Consider the following 15,536-nt stretch of genomic DNA (forward strand, 5'->3'; position numbering starts at 1 on the left):
TTCCACTCTGCCCGTCGGAGAAGAATGCTCCCTTCTGATACCAGCCTGTTATGGCAGCAATACATAGTTTTTCACCAAATCTTCCAGTGTATCACGTTTTCTGATAAGGCAGTTTTCTCCGTCTGTTCTTACCAGAACCTCTGCCGGCCTAAGTCTTCCATTATAATTAGAGCTCATGACATGTCCATAAGCGCCTGCATCCAAAACTCCAATCACATCTTTTTCCTCTATATGGGGAAGTTCCCTGTCTTTTGCCAGAATGTCACCACTCTCGCAAATATTGCCTACAACAGTGACTGTCTCTCTTTTTCCTGACACCTTCCTATTTTTTTCATATACCTCAATCTCATGATAAGAATCGTATAATACTGGGCGCATAAGTACATTAAATCCAATATCTGTGCCAATATATTTTTTGCCGTGGTTGGTTTTCACCGTATTTACGGTTCCCAAAAGGACTGACGATTCTGCCGTTACATAGCGGCCCGGTTCTGCCCGGAAGGTGATTTCCTTCCCGTATTCCTCCACAAAACGGTACATGATCTCATCCAGGGATTTTCCCAGATCTGCCAAATCCAGTCTCTGAATCTGATTCTCTTTATGATAGGCGATACCAAATCCCCCGCCAAAATCCACAAATTCCAAATCAGAAAATTCTTTTGCACATTCCAGTAGGGAATCCACACTCTTCAGATATTGTTCTTTTTCTAAAAAAAGGGAGCCAATATGCTGGTTCACACCAACCAGTTTAAGGCTATAGCGGGCAAGAATAGCCTTCACTTCATGGAGCATCTCCACATCAATTCCGAATTTAGTTTTCTTGCCTGCTGTAATGACTTTCTGATGATGTCCTGCACCATGGCCGGGATTCAGGCGAACAGCCACTTTTCCTCCCGGATTCAGTCTTCCATACTGTTCCAGCTGAGAGAGGGAATCCACGCTGGTAGTCACACCTGCCTCTATGGCATAGCGCATTTCCTGTTCAGATACATTATTACAGATATAGAAAATTTCATCTGCCTCATAACCTGCCATTTTGGCCAGAGATATTTCTCCCGGTGACATGACATCCACCTCAAGCCCCTCCTCTTTGACGATCTGCAGAAGGGCAGGGTTGAAATTTGCTTTAATAGAATAATCAATGACAAAGTGAGGATATTTCACCATTTTCTTCAATTCTCTACATCGTAAGCGCAGCGTTTCTTCATTATATACATAAACCGGACTGCCGTACATTTCTGTAATTTGTTCCGGCTCCATATTACCATAGAAGCCCTCTTCTCTCAAATTGTACTCCATAATCTTTATCTCTCCTTATAACAATGTCTTCATACTTAATTCTTGACAAATTATATCCTATTCTTTATAATTTGTAAAATAAATTAATCGCATTGTTATGATTTGTTTTTTCGATAGGAGTTTATATGAATACAATATCCTTGGAAACATTTTTAGCGCTCAGTAAAATTTTAAACTTTACCAAAGCTTCCGAGGCACTTTTTGTAGCCCAGTCTACGGTTACAAACAGAATTGCCGAATTGGAAAAAGAACTTGGCCAGCCCTTGTTTGTCCGCAGTCCGAGAAGCCTGAAACTTACAGAAGCCGGCATAAAGTTTATTGATTATGCCAACCGCATACTTGCCTTGGAAAAATCAGCAGTCACGATGCTGAACACACAGGATTTATCCAGGGAGAATCTGCATATTGGTACAACAAACACCATTTATGAGTGTCATTTAAGAGCACCCCTGCTTGGTTATATGCAGGAACACAGGGATGTGAATACAAAAGTCACCATTTCCCATTCTATGGAACTGCTTCATGCACTCCAGGATGATTTGCTTGATTTTGCATTTACCTATATTCCGTTGAAGAAACAAGGTTTCACCTGCCAATGTTTTAAAAAAGACGAACTGGTTCTTGTCTGCTGCAGCAGTGACATAAACTATCAGAAGGGAATCACCAGACAAGATCTTCCTAAATTGAATTACCTTTTCTGCAATTTTGCCCTGCAGGAAGTGGGTCTCTTTATCCGTCAGCTTTTTCCTGATAATTACCATTTTTCCTTTGAGATAGACAACAGTACAAAACTTCTTGACTTTGTTCTTGCAGGCCTGGGTTACAGCTTTCTCCCTCTCAGCCTTGTCAAAAAAGAAATTGAGGATGACAGGCTCCGCGTTATACCGCTGCTGGATTTCGATTCTCCAAAAATAAACAATTATCTTACTATGAAGTCAGGTTTGGAATTCCCCTTCTATGTTTGAACGTAACAGTTGAGTACCTGCATGATTACCAGCAAGATCTATGGAGAATAGCCTTATGCAATGGAGTTTTCGTCTGGCTGCTGAACGTTTCCTTACAGTACATGCAGCCTATATACCAGACTTGCCTAGCAGTTACATTTAAACAACTTTTTTCTGCCCCTGTGACAAACTATCAAATTTACTTTCCAATATCACGAGCCTGGATTCCAATTGGTTAACCTTCAAATGGTAAAGCTCATCCGTTTGTGAAACCCGCAGGGCATCTGTAAATTTGCGGCTTAAATCCACGTGATTTTCCGCAATAATTTTAATATTTCTCTGAATTTCGTTTTCTATAATAAATTTCGTTTGTTCCAATTCATCTCTCACAGCCGCAACCTCTTTCTCAAGACGGTCCAGCCTTGTTTCAACATTATTAAGTTGAACTTTCATTTGCTTAATAGATTCCTCTACTAATTCAAATCTTTTATCTATCTGTCTAAATTTATCATCTATTTGTTCAAGCTTTTCATCTATCTGCTCAAACCTCTTATCTACCTGTTCAAATCTTCTATCTATCTGCTCAAACCGTTCCTCCATCCTTTCCGCGTTTTCATTCAAGCGATTATTTACCTGTTCAAATTTTTCATCCACCTGCAAATATAATGGCTGCAACTTATTGTCAAACAACTTTTCCAGCATATTGATATCCTCTGTTGTAAATCCCATATTGTACCCTTCCTTTCCAATACTCATTTATTTTACTTGGTGTCCCATGTCTTACCTGTTGTCATGGGGAGCCGGCTTTTATCGACATGGCAGCAATGATGTAAGACATAAAACTTTATCTGTTATGCTGTATAGCTTATCATATTGCAGTGCATATTTCTATTGACATATTGCATATTCATATTTTTTGTAAACTCTGCGAAAAATCACGCCTTTAAAACTTTCCGATTTTGTATCTATCTGCTGAAAATATACTAATTATCATCAATCCACATCTTCCCTCCTGCCAAAATCCGAAATCCGATGCATCATTCGTTATCTATTTTTCACCTATTTAATTTTTCTTTATCCCTGTATATTTGTACACCTCATAGGCTGTATACTCCTTATCAAAATGATAGCCCAGTTTTTCTGACAATGCCACGGAAGCAGGATTCTGGGCATCCCAGCTTGGATACAGGCTCCGCTCCAGACAATCCAGAATAAGCTGTGCGGCACAGCAGAGCGCCAGTCCCTTTCTTCGGTAATCTTCACGGGTATCCACCTCAATCTCAATCCCTTCTTTATAGACCGTGTAGGAAGATGCACCGGCTGCCAGAATCTTATTATCGAAGGCTGCAACCCCCAATCCGCGTTTCCTGTAGTCTTCGTAATCTTTAAACTGAGAACACAGATCTGCGGACCATGGATTCTCCATAATCTGCCGGTAAGTCTCTTTGTCAATTTTATGCAGGGAGAATCCCTCCGGACAGTGCTTTACTATATCCCTGAGCCTCTCCTTGTCAAATATATCCAACTCTTTCCTGATAGCATATCGTTTTCGTTTTTTTGAACATCCCTGATAAACCTTCTCTATCAAATCTCCCCATTCTACCGAAGCCGGCACCATAATGATAAACTCTGATTCTCTGTCATCCGGTTTATTTCGCACAAGCGCCTCCGCCGGCCGCCCTGCAAAAAAGCAGAAATCTCCCACTACTATCTGTGCGGACCGTGGATTCTCCGGATCATCTCCGTAAGCTCTTCCCATACAATCCTGAAGACAGGACCAGATCAAAGTCTCCTCCCATCCTGCGAACAATTCCGTAATAACGCTTTTATCCATGATCTCCACTATTTTTTCCATTCATACTCCTTTCTCATCCCACAGTCTCTCCATTGAGGAAAAATCCGACAGAACATTGTCTGTAATTTGCATAACTATTCCCTACCTTCACAGTTACGAGTAAAAGCCCATAAGGAAATGCCTTCACAACGGGATTTTCTCTTCTGCTGTTCACGATCCCATTAAATCACATTGTGGGGCCGGCTAACCAAAAATTTTCCCCGCCTCACCCGGCCTCCTTATGTTATAAATATTTCCCGGGACTGTCATCAATGAACAGCCGCCTATTAATCCTCAGTATGTTACTATTCACAGCCGTGCAAAAAACGCAGTTCTGTAAACAGTAACACGCTTCGCGATGCACAGATATGGAGCATTCTGCCCCATATCGCGCTGGCTGCCTCGGGATTTTCATGCGCAAAAGCATAAAAACGCCTCGCGGGATAGCAGCCGTGAATAGTAACCTCAGTATAACATATATAAAAATTTCATGTTGACATTTTCCTTTTACATGCATATAATAAATAGTTGTCCATGCAACAGTTGCAAATTACAACTAATTTCAAGGAGGCAGTTTTATGAATAATCATTTTGTCAGCATCATACGACGCTGCGAATTGTCATATGTAAGGGGTGAGATGGAAAAATACGGGCTGATCCCCCTGGAAGGCCGGCTGATCCGTATCCTCAAGGATAAAAGCTGCAGTCAGGAGGAAATGGCGGAGTATCTGAACCTGGATAAAGGCAGGATTGCAAAGAACCTGGCATCTCTGGAGGAAAAAGGCCTCATATGCCGCAAGATCAATGAACACGACCGCCGTCAAAAATTTGTATCTCTGACGGATAAAGGCGAGGAGATTTATGAACATATCCGGGATATCTACAAAACCTGGGACCAAATATGCTATGCCGGCTTTTCCGAGGAGGAACAGCAAATACATCAGGACCACATCAAACGAATTGCAGATAATGCAGTTACATACAGAAAAAAAGGGGGTATTTAAATGGTAAAAAATCTGACGGAAGGCAAACCTCTGAAGCTGCTCTTTTTTTTCGCGCTTCCTATGGTTATCGGAAACTTTTTTCAGCAGCTTTACAATATGGTGGATTCCATGGTAGTTGGAAAGTTTGTAGGTGAGGATGCGCTTGCAGCAGTAGGCTCCTCCTTCCCTGTTGTTTTTCTGGCTGTAGCGATCGCTGCCGGCCTATCCATGGGATGTACGGTTGTCATTTCCCAGCTCTTCGGAGCCGGCCAGATCCGGGAAATGAAGACCACTATCTCCACTGCACTGATTGCTCTAGGTGTCATCGGACTGGCGATCATGGCGGCCGGCGAGCTGGCGGCCGAACCGCTTCTAAAACTTTTGGGAACAGATGCGGATATCATGGCAGACTCACTTACCTATCTGCGTATTTATTTTGGAGGCGCTGTTTTCCTGTTTCTCTACAATACATTAAACGGTATTTACAACGCCCTGGGAGACAGCAATACGCCGCTTAAATTTCTTATGGTATCTGCTCTGACAAATATCGGGCTTGATCTGCTCTTTGTCATCCGTTTTCATATGGGTGTGGCAGGTGTCGCCTGGGCAACGCTGATCGCACAGGGCCTGTGCGCAGTGGCCTCCTTCTTTGTGCTCATTAAAAGAATGAAGAATATGGAAAATGAACCTGCTGCCGCAAATAAAAAGTTTTCTCTTTTTGAAGCCGGCGCTGCCCGGAGAATCGCCCGTGTCGGTGTTCCCTCTATGCTGCAGCAGTCCATTGTCTCACTGAGCATGATGTTCATGCAGGGACTGGTGAACTCCTACGGCAAAGTATTTGTAGCCGGATATACAGCGGCAACAAAAATTGATACGCTGGCTATGATGCCAAATATGAACTTTTCAAACGCCATGTCAAGTTATACCGCGCAGAATATCGGTGCCGGAAAAGAAAAACGGGTGGTTCAGGGTTATAAAGCATGTCTGCTCATGGTACTTATTTTCTCCCTGATCATCACCGGCATAATTTATCTCTTTGGCCCTCAGCTCCTCAGCCTGTTCCTGAACAGCGGTTCAGAGGGAAGTGCTATGGGATACGGACTGAAATACATGAAAACGGTCTCCGTATTTTATGTATTAATGGGACTGATGTTCGTAGGCAACGGCCTTTTAAGAGGTGCCGGAGATATGGGTGCTTTTATGCTGAGTTCCATGTCCAACCTGTTTTCCAGAGTTGCCATCGCATACCTTCTGGCTCATTTCATCGGTGCCAGTGCAATCTGGTGGTCAATCCCCATCGGCTGGGGAATTGGTGCTATATTCTCCTTTATCCGCGTACAGAGCGGTAAATGGAAACTAAAAAAACTGGTTGGCTGACCTTGCTAGTGCTCCATCCGGCCAGAAACAATACTGCCAGCACTGCCTATTTTGCCATCTGCCGCGTTGTCGTCAGTCAGCGGAGGGACCACTCCGCCTCCTTCCTTCGCCTTGCAGGCTGACAAAATATTCAGCACTGGCAGTATCATTTCTGACTGGATGGAACAGACTACTAGGATAAAAATATAAATATCCGGTTCATGCAGAGACTACTCCTTTGCGTGAACCGGATATTTATATTATACCTCTGTTCTGTCACTATTTTTAATGGCAGCGGCTTTGGCTGCCCCCAGCATTCCCGACGCGTCGCCGAGTTGGGCTGTTACAATTGTGCAGGCTTTTCGGGAAATCTCCAATGCATGGGTATCCACAATCCCCCTTGCTTTTGACAGCAGACGTTCCCCAGCCGCAGACATACCGCCACCAATTATGATACACTCCGGGTTATATAGGTTGATCACATTTACAAGGCCATACCCCAGGATTTCCCCTGTTTCCTCCATAGCCTCTCTCGCAAGCGTATCACCCGCATCAAAGGCTCTGGATACCATCTTAGCTGTAATCTCTTCCGGATCATGGGTCCATGCTGTAAGTATTGTCTCCTCTTTTGCCTCTATCTTTTCCTTCACGGTACGCAAAAGTCCCAACGCTGACACATACCGTCCCAGGCAGCCCGAGCTTTTACAGCGGCAGGGCCGTCCCTCCCTGTACATATTCATATGGCCGATTTCCCCCATACTGCCGGTTGCCCCATACAGAATATGCCCATCAATCATGACTCCTGCCCCCAATCCGGTGCCCAAAGTCAGAAGCACAACATTCTTTTTCCCTTTGCCTGCACCAAAAAAACATTCCCCATACAGATTTACACGGACGTCATTGTCAATAAACACCGGGATCCCTAACCGTTTCCTGAACCAATGGACAATGGGAACATTTTCCCATTTTGGAAAATTTGGCGAAAACAGGGATATGCCATTCTCTATATCCAGAAGACCCGGCACCCCAATTCCCATAACTTCCACTTCCCGAAGCGATGTTCCTGCCTTTAAAAGCAGGTCCCTGATATTTTCTTCCATCCGTTCCAAAACCCCTTCTGCTCCCAGATGCACCATGGTAGGTGTCCTCTGTTCAGCCACCGGGGAGAACTCCTTTGTAAACAGAGAGGTCTTGATATTCGTTCCTCCCAGATCCATACCCATTATATACTTTTTCATTTACTGTCCTTTCCGGCACTCTTTCGATTCTTTTCCTTTGCACCCTGTAACTTAGCCCCCTGAAATGTTTCCCTTAACCATTTTGCTATACAGTTAATTATACATAAAAAAGAATCCTAAGACAACACTTGTGCCGCAGACAGAAAAACAACCGCCCACTATTTTTATGATTGGACTGAGAATCACGATCTGATACTTGTCACTGGCAGCACTGATATTTTTTAAAGATCATCCACCAGCGCGCTGCTCTTTGCATAGGCCGTACTTTTGGCTTCAAAAAAATCGGTTTTGATCAGGTTCGCATTGCTGTACTGACCTACCCAGCGCATGCTCTCCGGTTCTGTATCATGGCCCTGATAAATCCCTTCAAATCCCAGGCTGAAACATCTCAGATTACCCAGATATTTTATATAATCCCTGACCATTTCTCCGTTAAGACCCGCAATGTGCTCCCCAATTACATAGGCCCCCCAGGTCATCTCCTGTTCGCAACCTTCTTTTATCATCTCCCGGTAGACTTTTACTTTATCCTCCGTAAACATTTCCGGCTCCTCTTTTTTTAATTCCATAAGAATGTTTCTGAACAGCCAGAGATGTGTATTTTCGTCCCGGTTGATATAGCGGATGACCTGTGCAGTGCCCGGCATTTTATGGTTCCTGCCCAAATTGTAAAAAAACATAAATCCGCTGTAAAAATAAACGCCCTCCAATACATAATTGGCTACAATGGTTTTCATAAAGGTAAACATGTCCTTTTTGTGTTGGAAATCATTATACAGGCTGCCGATAAAAGTATTTCTTTTCAGCAAATGCTCATCATCTCTCCACTGGTACAAAACTTCCGTACGCTTCTGCGGCTCACAGATAGTATCCAGCATATAACTGTAGCTCTGGCTGTGTACCGCCTCCTGGAAGGCCTGAATGGACAGGCAGAGATTCACCTCATTTGCAGTAATATACTCACTGACCGAAGGCAGGTTGGCAGTTTGAATGCTGTCCAGAAAGACAAGGAAGGATAGGATCTTATCATAAGCCCGTCTCTCTTTTTGTGACAGTCCAGGGTAATCTCTCACATCCACATTCAGATTGATCTCCTCCGGAATCCAGAAATTGTTCATAGCCTGGCGGTACCAGTCACTGACCCAGGTATATTTCATATTATTAAAGTCATTGAGATTCGTTGTATTGCCTCCCACCATTTTACGGTGCTGTATTTCACAGTCACCCTGTGGATTAAACAAAGGCTTTTTCTTCATTTCCATCAGCTTGCACACACCTCGCATTCTTCCACTTCCAGGCTCCTGGAACGGATATAATATATGGTCTTCACCTCTTCCTCCCAGGCGAGCAGGTACAAATTAAGTACCTGACGGAAAGTATAGTCATTGGTAATATACAGATTCATACTCTGTGCCTGGTCAATATGGCGCTGCCGGATCCCACAGGCACGGACAGACCATTCCTGATTGATGTGATGAGCATTTTTGTAATACCAATAAGTGTCTGTATTAAGCTCCGGAGCCACCCTGGGCACAAGGCCGTTCTTCTTCTCCTCCAGAAAATACCGGTTCATTACCGGGTCAACACCTGCTGTTGTTCCTGCGATCATGCTGGTGCTGCTTGTGGGTGCAACCGCCAGGAGATAACCATTGCGCATCCCTTTTAACTTCACCTGGTTTTTGAGAGAACGCCAGCGCTCCGAAACATATGCCCGTTTTTCAAAATAAGCACCACTTTCCCACTCACTTCCCGGAAAATACGTGTAACTTCCCTTTTCCTCCGCATTTTCACAACTCGCTCTCACAGCCGCAAAATTGATGTCCTCAAAAATTCGGTCCACCAGTTGTAAATGTTCCTCAGACTCCCAGAGGATCCCCTTCTTTGCCAGCATATGATGATATCCACTGACTCCCAGTCCTACAGGGCGGTATTTCATATTATTGATTCTGGCATAGGGAACCGGAAAGAAATTCAGATCGATAACATTATCCAGGGCACGCATGGCATTTCTTGTGATCTCCTCTATCTCCTGTCTGTTATCCACATCAATCCTTCCCAGCGAAAGACTCGCCAGGTTACATACCACAAATTCTCCCGGCTGTGTAACAGTTACAACCACAGTCTCATTGTCCACAACTTCCGTCCTCTGTTCCACCTGCTCAATAGGGCTCATATTCTGGGCAATTTCCGTGCAGAGATTACTGCCGTATATTATGCCTTTGTGACTGTTTGGATTGGCTTTATTGACAATATCCCTGTTGAAAGTAAAGGGAGTTCCTGTCTCCGCAGCACTTCGGATGATCAGACGTATCAGTTCCTTAATTGGAATCACCCGCTTTTTGATTCTGCTGTCAGCCACACATTCCCGGTATTTCCGCTCCCACTCCAGACCGAAGGAATCTTCCAGAGCATACCCTTTGATGGTAAGAATCTCGTGAGGGCACATGAGATACCAGTCGCCCTCTATGTTTTCTTTCGCTGTCTTCCAAAACAGGTCCGGATAACAGACCGCCGGAAATACATCATGGGCTTTCATCCTGTCATCTCCATTATTTGTGCGCAGGCTTAAAAATTCAGGAAGATCTCTGTGCCATGCATCCAGATAGACAGCCACTGCCCCCTGCCGGACACCGAGCTGGTCCACTGCCACTGCCGTGTCATTTGCCAGTTTGATCCAGCGGATAACACCTCCCGCTGCTCCTTCAAACCCACGGATATCACTGCCTGCAGCCCTCACTTTCCCAAAATACAGTCCCATACCGCCGCCAAATTTGCTGACCTTTGCAAAATTGTCGATACTGCGGTAAATCCCATCCAGACTGTCCGGCACTGTGTCTATGAAGCAGGAGGAAAGCTGGTGATATGGTTTTCTGGCGTTTGACAGTGTGGGGGTTGCCATAGTCACTTTTAAGGTGCTGAGCATGTCATAGAAGCGCCGGACCCACTTGTCCCTGTTCTTCTTTTCCGGCATAGCCAGATGCATGGCAATGCCCAGAAACATCTCCTGCACGCTTTCTAGGGGAACATTCTGACGGCTTTTGATCACATATCGGTTTAAAAGAAGCTCCAGACCGGAATAATTGAACAGATAATTTCTGTCCTCCTGCATGTATGTCTCGTACTGGAGAATCTCTTCCTTTGAATAATTTTCCAAAATATAGCTGCCATACAGACCCATCTTTGTCAGACATTGGATCTTATCATAAAAATTGTGTATCTGAAACTTTTCCAGTTCACGCTCTAATCTGCGGGTAAACTGTAGGTGTAAAATACGGCCCGCGACAAATTCCCAGAGAGGTGCTTCCTGGGTAGTCAGTTCCACTGCAGCCTTTGTCAGTAAATCCAGGCGCTCCTCAACCTGGATTCCTTCTCTATAAAAAGTGAGAAATTTGGCAAGCAGGTGCTCCAGGTGATACACATGGTCTGTATATTTGATTTGAATATCTTTGAGAACCATATCCAGTTCCCCAGCTTCCTCAAAATACCCCATGATCTTTCCTCTTGCTTCCCGCCTTCTGCTTCTCTCGTTTCTATATAATATGAAGCTTTTCAGCACTTCGTAGTAATTCAGTTCAGTGAGTGAACGCTCTACAATGTCCTGCACCTGTTCTACCTGCAGCTGACAGGACTCCAACGTCTCCTTATGTCCGCTTTGTGCCTCATCCATACAGTATTTTTCAATTTTATGCTCTGCCAGCTCTGCGACTTTTTCAATCTCCTCATTCATATATGGCTGACCGACACTTTTGAATGCCAGCAATACCGCATTTTTAATTTTTTGTATGTCATAGGGTTCTGACTGTCCATTTCTTTTCATAATGATCATGTTTTTCTTCTGCCTCCTTTTCCCTATTCTGCCCACTGTGTCTGTTTTCTAATACCTGTATGATCATGACCGGGAGTCACAAACACAGTTATGTATCCCATCCGGATATGTGGGCCAATGACATTGTAACACAGAGGAAGTGTATACTCAACAATTTTAGTCCAGTTTAATTCTGGATTTTATTCTTACATGGGAAAATACAGGTGAGACAATATAGTGAAAAAGACCTACAATTTATAAAATCATTCTACCATACTAATACTTTTCCTTCTATATATAAAGGGATAAGCACTTTCCCGCCCTTTCAGACCAGCACTTATCCCTTTATAGTTATTTTGTAACTATTCAGTCCCCTCACAGTTACAGGCAAAAATCCATGCAAAATCGTCTTTGGCGATGGGATTTTTGCTTGGCCGTGGTACACTTTCTTACGGTCAGCGCAGGGAATGCGCAGACCTACTGAATCGTTACGTTATTTTTTACCTGTCAATTATTTTACTGTCTTAACTGTCATCAGCAGTTCCCCAGCTTTAATCTCTTTTCCTTCTTTTACAAGGATTTCATCCATCTCTCCATCCATGAGGGCAATTACATTTGTCTCCATCTTCATAGCCTCTACCACTGCCAGGACCTGATTCCTCTTGACTTTTTCTCCCTGTTTTACTAGTATCTTACTCACAAGACCAGGTATGGAGGCACCCACATGACTCAAGTCATTAGGGTCTGCCATGGGTATGGATTCCACAGTTACCTTTGCACCTTTATCCTGCACAGACACTTCTCTCCGTATGCCGTTCAGTTCAAAGAATACCGTTCTGGTCCCGTCCGGATTCAATTCACTCTTACCCAGATATTTGATAACCAGTGTCTTCCCATCTTCGATCTCCACCCGATTGGTCTCCCCCTCGGCAAGCCCGTGGAAATACACATGACTGCCCAGCCGGGTGATATAACCGTATTCCCTGCGGCTCTTCAAAAAGTCTTCCACTACTTTTGGATAAAAACACCAGCTTATGACCATTCTCCAGTCAGGCTCCGGAACAAATTGTTTCAGCCGTTCTTTTGCCGCTTCAAAATCCATAGGCGGAAGCAATTCGCCCGGGCGGCATGTAATAGGTTCCTCCCCCTTCAAAACCACGCTCTGCAGTTCCTTTGGGAATCCCCACTGCGGCTGTCCCATCATTCCCTTGAAATAGCTGACCGCTGAGTCCGGGAATGTCAAATTTTCTCCGCGTTCCACAATATTTTTCGGTGTCAGGTCATTTTGTACCATAAAAATTGCCAGGTCTCCTACCATTTTTGAAGATGGAGTTACTTTCACCAGTCCTCCCAGCATCTCATTGACTGTGCGGTACATCTCTTTTACTTCCTCAAACCTATGGCCTAAGCCCAAACTTTCCACCTGCGGCTTTAAGTTGGTATACTGACCTCCGGGGATCTCATAGCGGTAAATGTCTGTTGCCGGGTATTTGATTCCCCCTTCAAATGAACGGTATCTCTCCCTCACATCACTCCAGTAATCCGTCAGTTCCTGCAAACGTTCCAGAGACAATCCGGTATCCCTCTCCTGCCCCTGAAGTGCAGCTACAAGGGAATTCATAGACGGCTGGCTGGTGAGGGATGACATGCTGGATACGGCCGTATCCACAATGTCCACTCCCGCTTCTGCTGCCATGAGCAAAGCTGCTATCTGGTTTCCGCTGGTATCATGGGTGTGAAGATGTATGGGGAGACCTGTTTCTTCTTTCAGCGCCTTTACCAGTTTATGCGCAGCATAAGGCTTGAGAAGCCCTGACATATCTTTGATACAGAGAATATGGGCGCCCCGGTGCTCCAGTTCTTTTGCCATCTTTGTATAGTATCCCAAGGTGTATTTGTCCTCCTTGGGGTCAGATACATCCCCTGTGTAACACAGTGTTGCCTCTGCGATCTTATTTTGATTCAGGACCTCATCCAGCGCGATTTCCATTCCCGGTATCCAGTTCAGAGAGTCGAAGACGCGGAACACATCAATTCCACTTCCGGCGGCCTCTTTCACAAACTCCCGTATAAGATTGTCCGGATAGTTGGTATATCCCACCGCATTGGCGCCCCGGAGCAGCATCTGGAACGGAACATTCGGTATTTTTTCCCTGAGCAGGTCAAGGCGCTCCCAAGGTGATTCCTTCAAAAAACGGTAGGCCACATCAAAAGTGGCACCGCCCCACATTTCCAGTGAAAAAGCATCTGCCAGTATCTCTGCAGTACCTTCTGCTCCTTTTACCATATCACGGGTCCTCACTCTGGTCGCAAGAAGAGACTGATGTGCATCCCGCATCGTCGTGTCCGTGATGAGCAGCTTCTTCTGCTCCAATACCCATCGTTTTACCGCTTCAGGTCCCTGAGAATCCAATATCTGTTTCACACCGTCACTTCTCGTTCCTGTCACGCCGGGGAAACGCGGAGGTTCATAACGGTATTTCCCGGCAGTGGGGTCATTTACCACAATATTCCCTATGTATTTCAACATTTTTGTAGCTCTGTCCTGGGAACTTTTGATTGAAAACAATTCCGGTGTCTCATCTATAAATTTTGTATGACATCTGCCGGTACGGAACATGGGATGCATCAAAATGTTTTCAATAAATCCTATGTTTGTTTTCACACCGCGCACCCTTGTCTCGCTGAGTGCCCGGAGGGATTTGTTGCAGGCTCCTTCAAAGGTATTGTCATGGGTAGTCACCTTTACAAGAAGGCTGTCATAGTAAGGTGAGATTTCTGCCCCCGCGTAGGTATTTCCGCCATCAAGCCGAACTCCAAAACCGCCTCCGGTCCTGTATGCCGTCACTTTACCCGTATCCGGTGCAAAATTATTCTGCGGATCCTCGGTAGTTACCCGGCACTGGATCGCATATCCATGACGCTTTACATCCTCCTGTTTTTCAATACCGATTTCCGGTGCTGCCAGGGTCTTCCCTTCTGCAATGAGAATCTGGGCACGAACTATATCAATATCTGTGACCATCTCCGTTACCGTATGCTCTACCTGAATCCTGGGATTCATTTCAATAAAATAATATCCGCCCTTCCTGTCAACCAGAAACTCAACAGTCCCGGCATTTACATACCCAACTTCTTTTGCTATTTTTACTGCATCCTCACAGATTTTTTCCCGCACATCCTGTGAAATAGCAAATGCAGGCGTAAATTCCACTACTTTCTGATAGCGCCGCTGCAGAGAACAGTCCCTCTCAAAGAGATGGACAATATTCCCGTACCGGTCTGCCAATATCTGCACTTCAATATGTTTTGGCTCCTCCAGGAATTTTTCAATGAAAATGTCTCCACATCCGAAAGCCTTTAAAGCTTCGCTCTGTACCAACGGAAAGGTATCCCTCACTTCCTGCTCATCCGCACATCGGCGCATCCCTCTTCCGCCACCGCCTGCAGAGGCTTTCAGTATCACCGGAAATCCATAAGACACCGCAAGTTCCACAGCCTCATCCGCATCCTGAATCGGCATGGTGGAGCCTGGAACTGTGGGAACACCACATCGTTTAGCGATTTCTTTTGCACTGAGTTTGTCACCCATCTTCTCCAGTACATGGGAAGGCGGTCCGATAAAGGTAATGCCGCTCTCCTCACAGGCCCTGGCAAAATCTGCATTTTCTGAAAGAAAACCATAACCCGGATGAATGGCATCCACCTTGTGTTTCAAAGCAATATCTATGATCATGCCTATATCCAGATATGCCCCCAGCGGACTTTTATTTTCTCCTATCATATAGGATTCATCCGCCTTTGTCCGAAAGACATTGTATTCGTCTTCCTTAGAATAGATTGCTACCGTACTGCGCCCCAAATCGCAGCACGCCCTAAAAATACGGATGGCGATTTCCCCCCTGTTGGCTGCCATCACTTTCTTAAAGTTTTTGCTGCACCTTTCATTAACCATACCTTTCCTCCTGTTTCTTTGACCATAATGTGATTTGTTTCTGTTTTGTCTTTCAGGAAAAGTCATTTGTCTTTTTCCGAAAGACAAAAATATTTATATCCACTATACTCTATTTAAAATAA

Annotated in this window: 10 protein-coding genes; 3 read left to right on the top strand and 7 right to left on the bottom strand. The window is 44.7% G+C overall.

Features of this window, described 5'->3' with window-relative positions; translation table 11 throughout:
• Nucleotides 1–48: 48 nt before the first annotated feature.
• Nucleotides 49–1,299 (bottom strand): diaminopimelate decarboxylase, encoded by a 1,251-nt coding sequence (gene lysA, locus C6P39_RS00575; protein ID WP_104802426.1) that lies wholly within the window; start codon nucleotides 1,297–1,299, stop codon nucleotides 49–51.
• Nucleotides 1,300–1,424: 125 nt separating this feature from the next.
• Here lysA and C6P39_RS00580 point away from each other — a divergent pair, with 125 nt between their 5' ends.
• Entirely contained in the window at nucleotides 1,425–2,264 is an 840-nt protein-coding gene (locus C6P39_RS00580) for a LysR family transcriptional regulator (protein ID WP_104802427.1), read from the top strand.
• Between the two features lie 138 nt (nucleotides 2,265–2,402).
• On the opposite strand, the gene C6P39_RS00585 is transcribed toward C6P39_RS00580, so the two are convergent.
• A complete protein-coding gene (locus C6P39_RS00585; protein WP_104802428.1) occupies nucleotides 2,403–2,972 on the bottom strand; it encodes a hypothetical protein in 570 nt (189 codons plus the stop codon).
• Nucleotides 2,973–3,306: 334 nt separating this feature from the next.
• The gene (locus C6P39_RS00590; protein WP_104802429.1) at nucleotides 3,307–4,098 is read right to left on the bottom strand and encodes a GNAT family N-acetyltransferase; all 792 of its coding nucleotides are present in this window, start codon (nucleotides 4,096–4,098) and stop codon (nucleotides 3,307–3,309) included.
• A gap of 557 nt (nucleotides 4,099–4,655) precedes the next feature.
• Between C6P39_RS00590 and C6P39_RS00595 the strand changes: the two genes are divergently transcribed.
• Both C6P39_RS00595 and C6P39_RS00600 read left to right on the top strand, forming a co-directional pair.
• On the top strand, nucleotides 4,656–5,081 hold the full coding sequence (locus C6P39_RS00595; protein WP_095174135.1) for a MarR family winged helix-turn-helix transcriptional regulator: 426 nt from the start codon (nucleotides 4,656–4,658) through the stop codon (nucleotides 5,079–5,081).
• Nucleotides 5,082–6,437 carry an MATE family efflux transporter gene (locus tag C6P39_RS00600; protein ID WP_095174132.1) on the top strand — a complete coding sequence of 452 codons (1,356 nt, stop codon included), beginning with the start codon at nucleotides 5,082–5,084 and terminating at the stop codon, nucleotides 6,435–6,437.
• A gap of 239 nt (nucleotides 6,438–6,676) precedes the next feature.
• Here the strand turns inward: C6P39_RS00600 and C6P39_RS00610 are convergent, their stop codons facing one another.
• The 4 genes from C6P39_RS00610 to C6P39_RS00625 form a co-directional block, all read right to left on the bottom strand.
• Complete coding sequence (locus tag C6P39_RS00610) at nucleotides 6,677–7,654, bottom strand: ROK family protein (RefSeq protein ID WP_104802430.1); 978 nt, start codon at nucleotides 7,652–7,654, stop codon at nucleotides 6,677–6,679.
• Between the two features lie 221 nt (nucleotides 7,655–7,875).
• A complete protein-coding gene (locus C6P39_RS00615) occupies nucleotides 7,876–8,919 on the bottom strand; it encodes a ribonucleotide-diphosphate reductase subunit beta (protein ID WP_104805822.1) in 1,044 nt (347 codons plus the stop codon).
• Complete coding sequence (locus C6P39_RS00620; RefSeq protein ID WP_104802431.1) at nucleotides 8,916–11,480, bottom strand: ribonucleoside-diphosphate reductase subunit alpha; 2,565 nt, start codon at nucleotides 11,478–11,480, stop codon at nucleotides 8,916–8,918. The genes C6P39_RS00615 and C6P39_RS00620 overlap by 4 nt, the downstream gene beginning before the upstream one ends.
• A 490-nt stretch (nucleotides 11,481–11,970) precedes the next feature.
• Nucleotides 11,971–15,414, bottom strand: a complete 3,444-nt coding sequence (locus C6P39_RS00625) for a pyruvate carboxylase (protein WP_104802432.1) — start codon at nucleotides 15,412–15,414, stop codon at nucleotides 11,971–11,973.
• Nucleotides 15,415–15,536: the final 122 nt, after the last annotated feature.

It is taken from the genome of Blautia marasmi (assembly GCF_900258535.1).
Classification (GTDB): Bacteria; Bacillota; Clostridia; order Lachnospirales; family Lachnospiraceae; genus Blautia; species Blautia hominis.

Excerpts from the sequence above, each read along its gene's own strand:
- lysA (WP_104802426.1), bottom strand. The coding sequence starts at position 1,299 with ATGGAGTACAATTTGAGAGAAGAGGGCTTCTATGGTAATATGGAGCCG.
- C6P39_RS00580 (WP_104802427.1), top strand. The coding sequence starts at position 1,425 with ATGAATACAATATCCTTGGAAACATTTTTAGCGCTCAGTAAAATTTTA.
- C6P39_RS00585 (WP_104802428.1), bottom strand. The coding sequence starts at position 2,972 with ATGGGATTTACAACAGAGGATATCAATATGCTGGAAAAGTTGTTTGAC.
- C6P39_RS00590 (WP_104802429.1), bottom strand. The coding sequence starts at position 4,098 with ATGGAAAAAATAGTGGAGATCATGGATAAAAGCGTTATTACGGAATTG.
- C6P39_RS00595 (WP_095174135.1), top strand. The coding sequence starts at position 4,656 with ATGAATAATCATTTTGTCAGCATCATACGACGCTGCGAATTGTCATAT.
- C6P39_RS00600 (WP_095174132.1), top strand. The coding sequence starts at position 5,082 with ATGGTAAAAAATCTGACGGAAGGCAAACCTCTGAAGCTGCTCTTTTTT.
- C6P39_RS00610 (WP_104802430.1), bottom strand. The coding sequence starts at position 7,654 with ATGAAAAAGTATATAATGGGTATGGATCTGGGAGGAACGAATATCAAG.
- C6P39_RS00620 (WP_104802431.1), bottom strand. The coding sequence starts at position 11,480 with ATGATCATTATGAAAAGAAATGGACAGTCAGAACCCTATGACATACAA.
- C6P39_RS00625 (WP_104802432.1), bottom strand. The coding sequence starts at position 15,414 with ATGGTTAATGAAAGGTGCAGCAAAAACTTTAAGAAAGTGATGGCAGCC.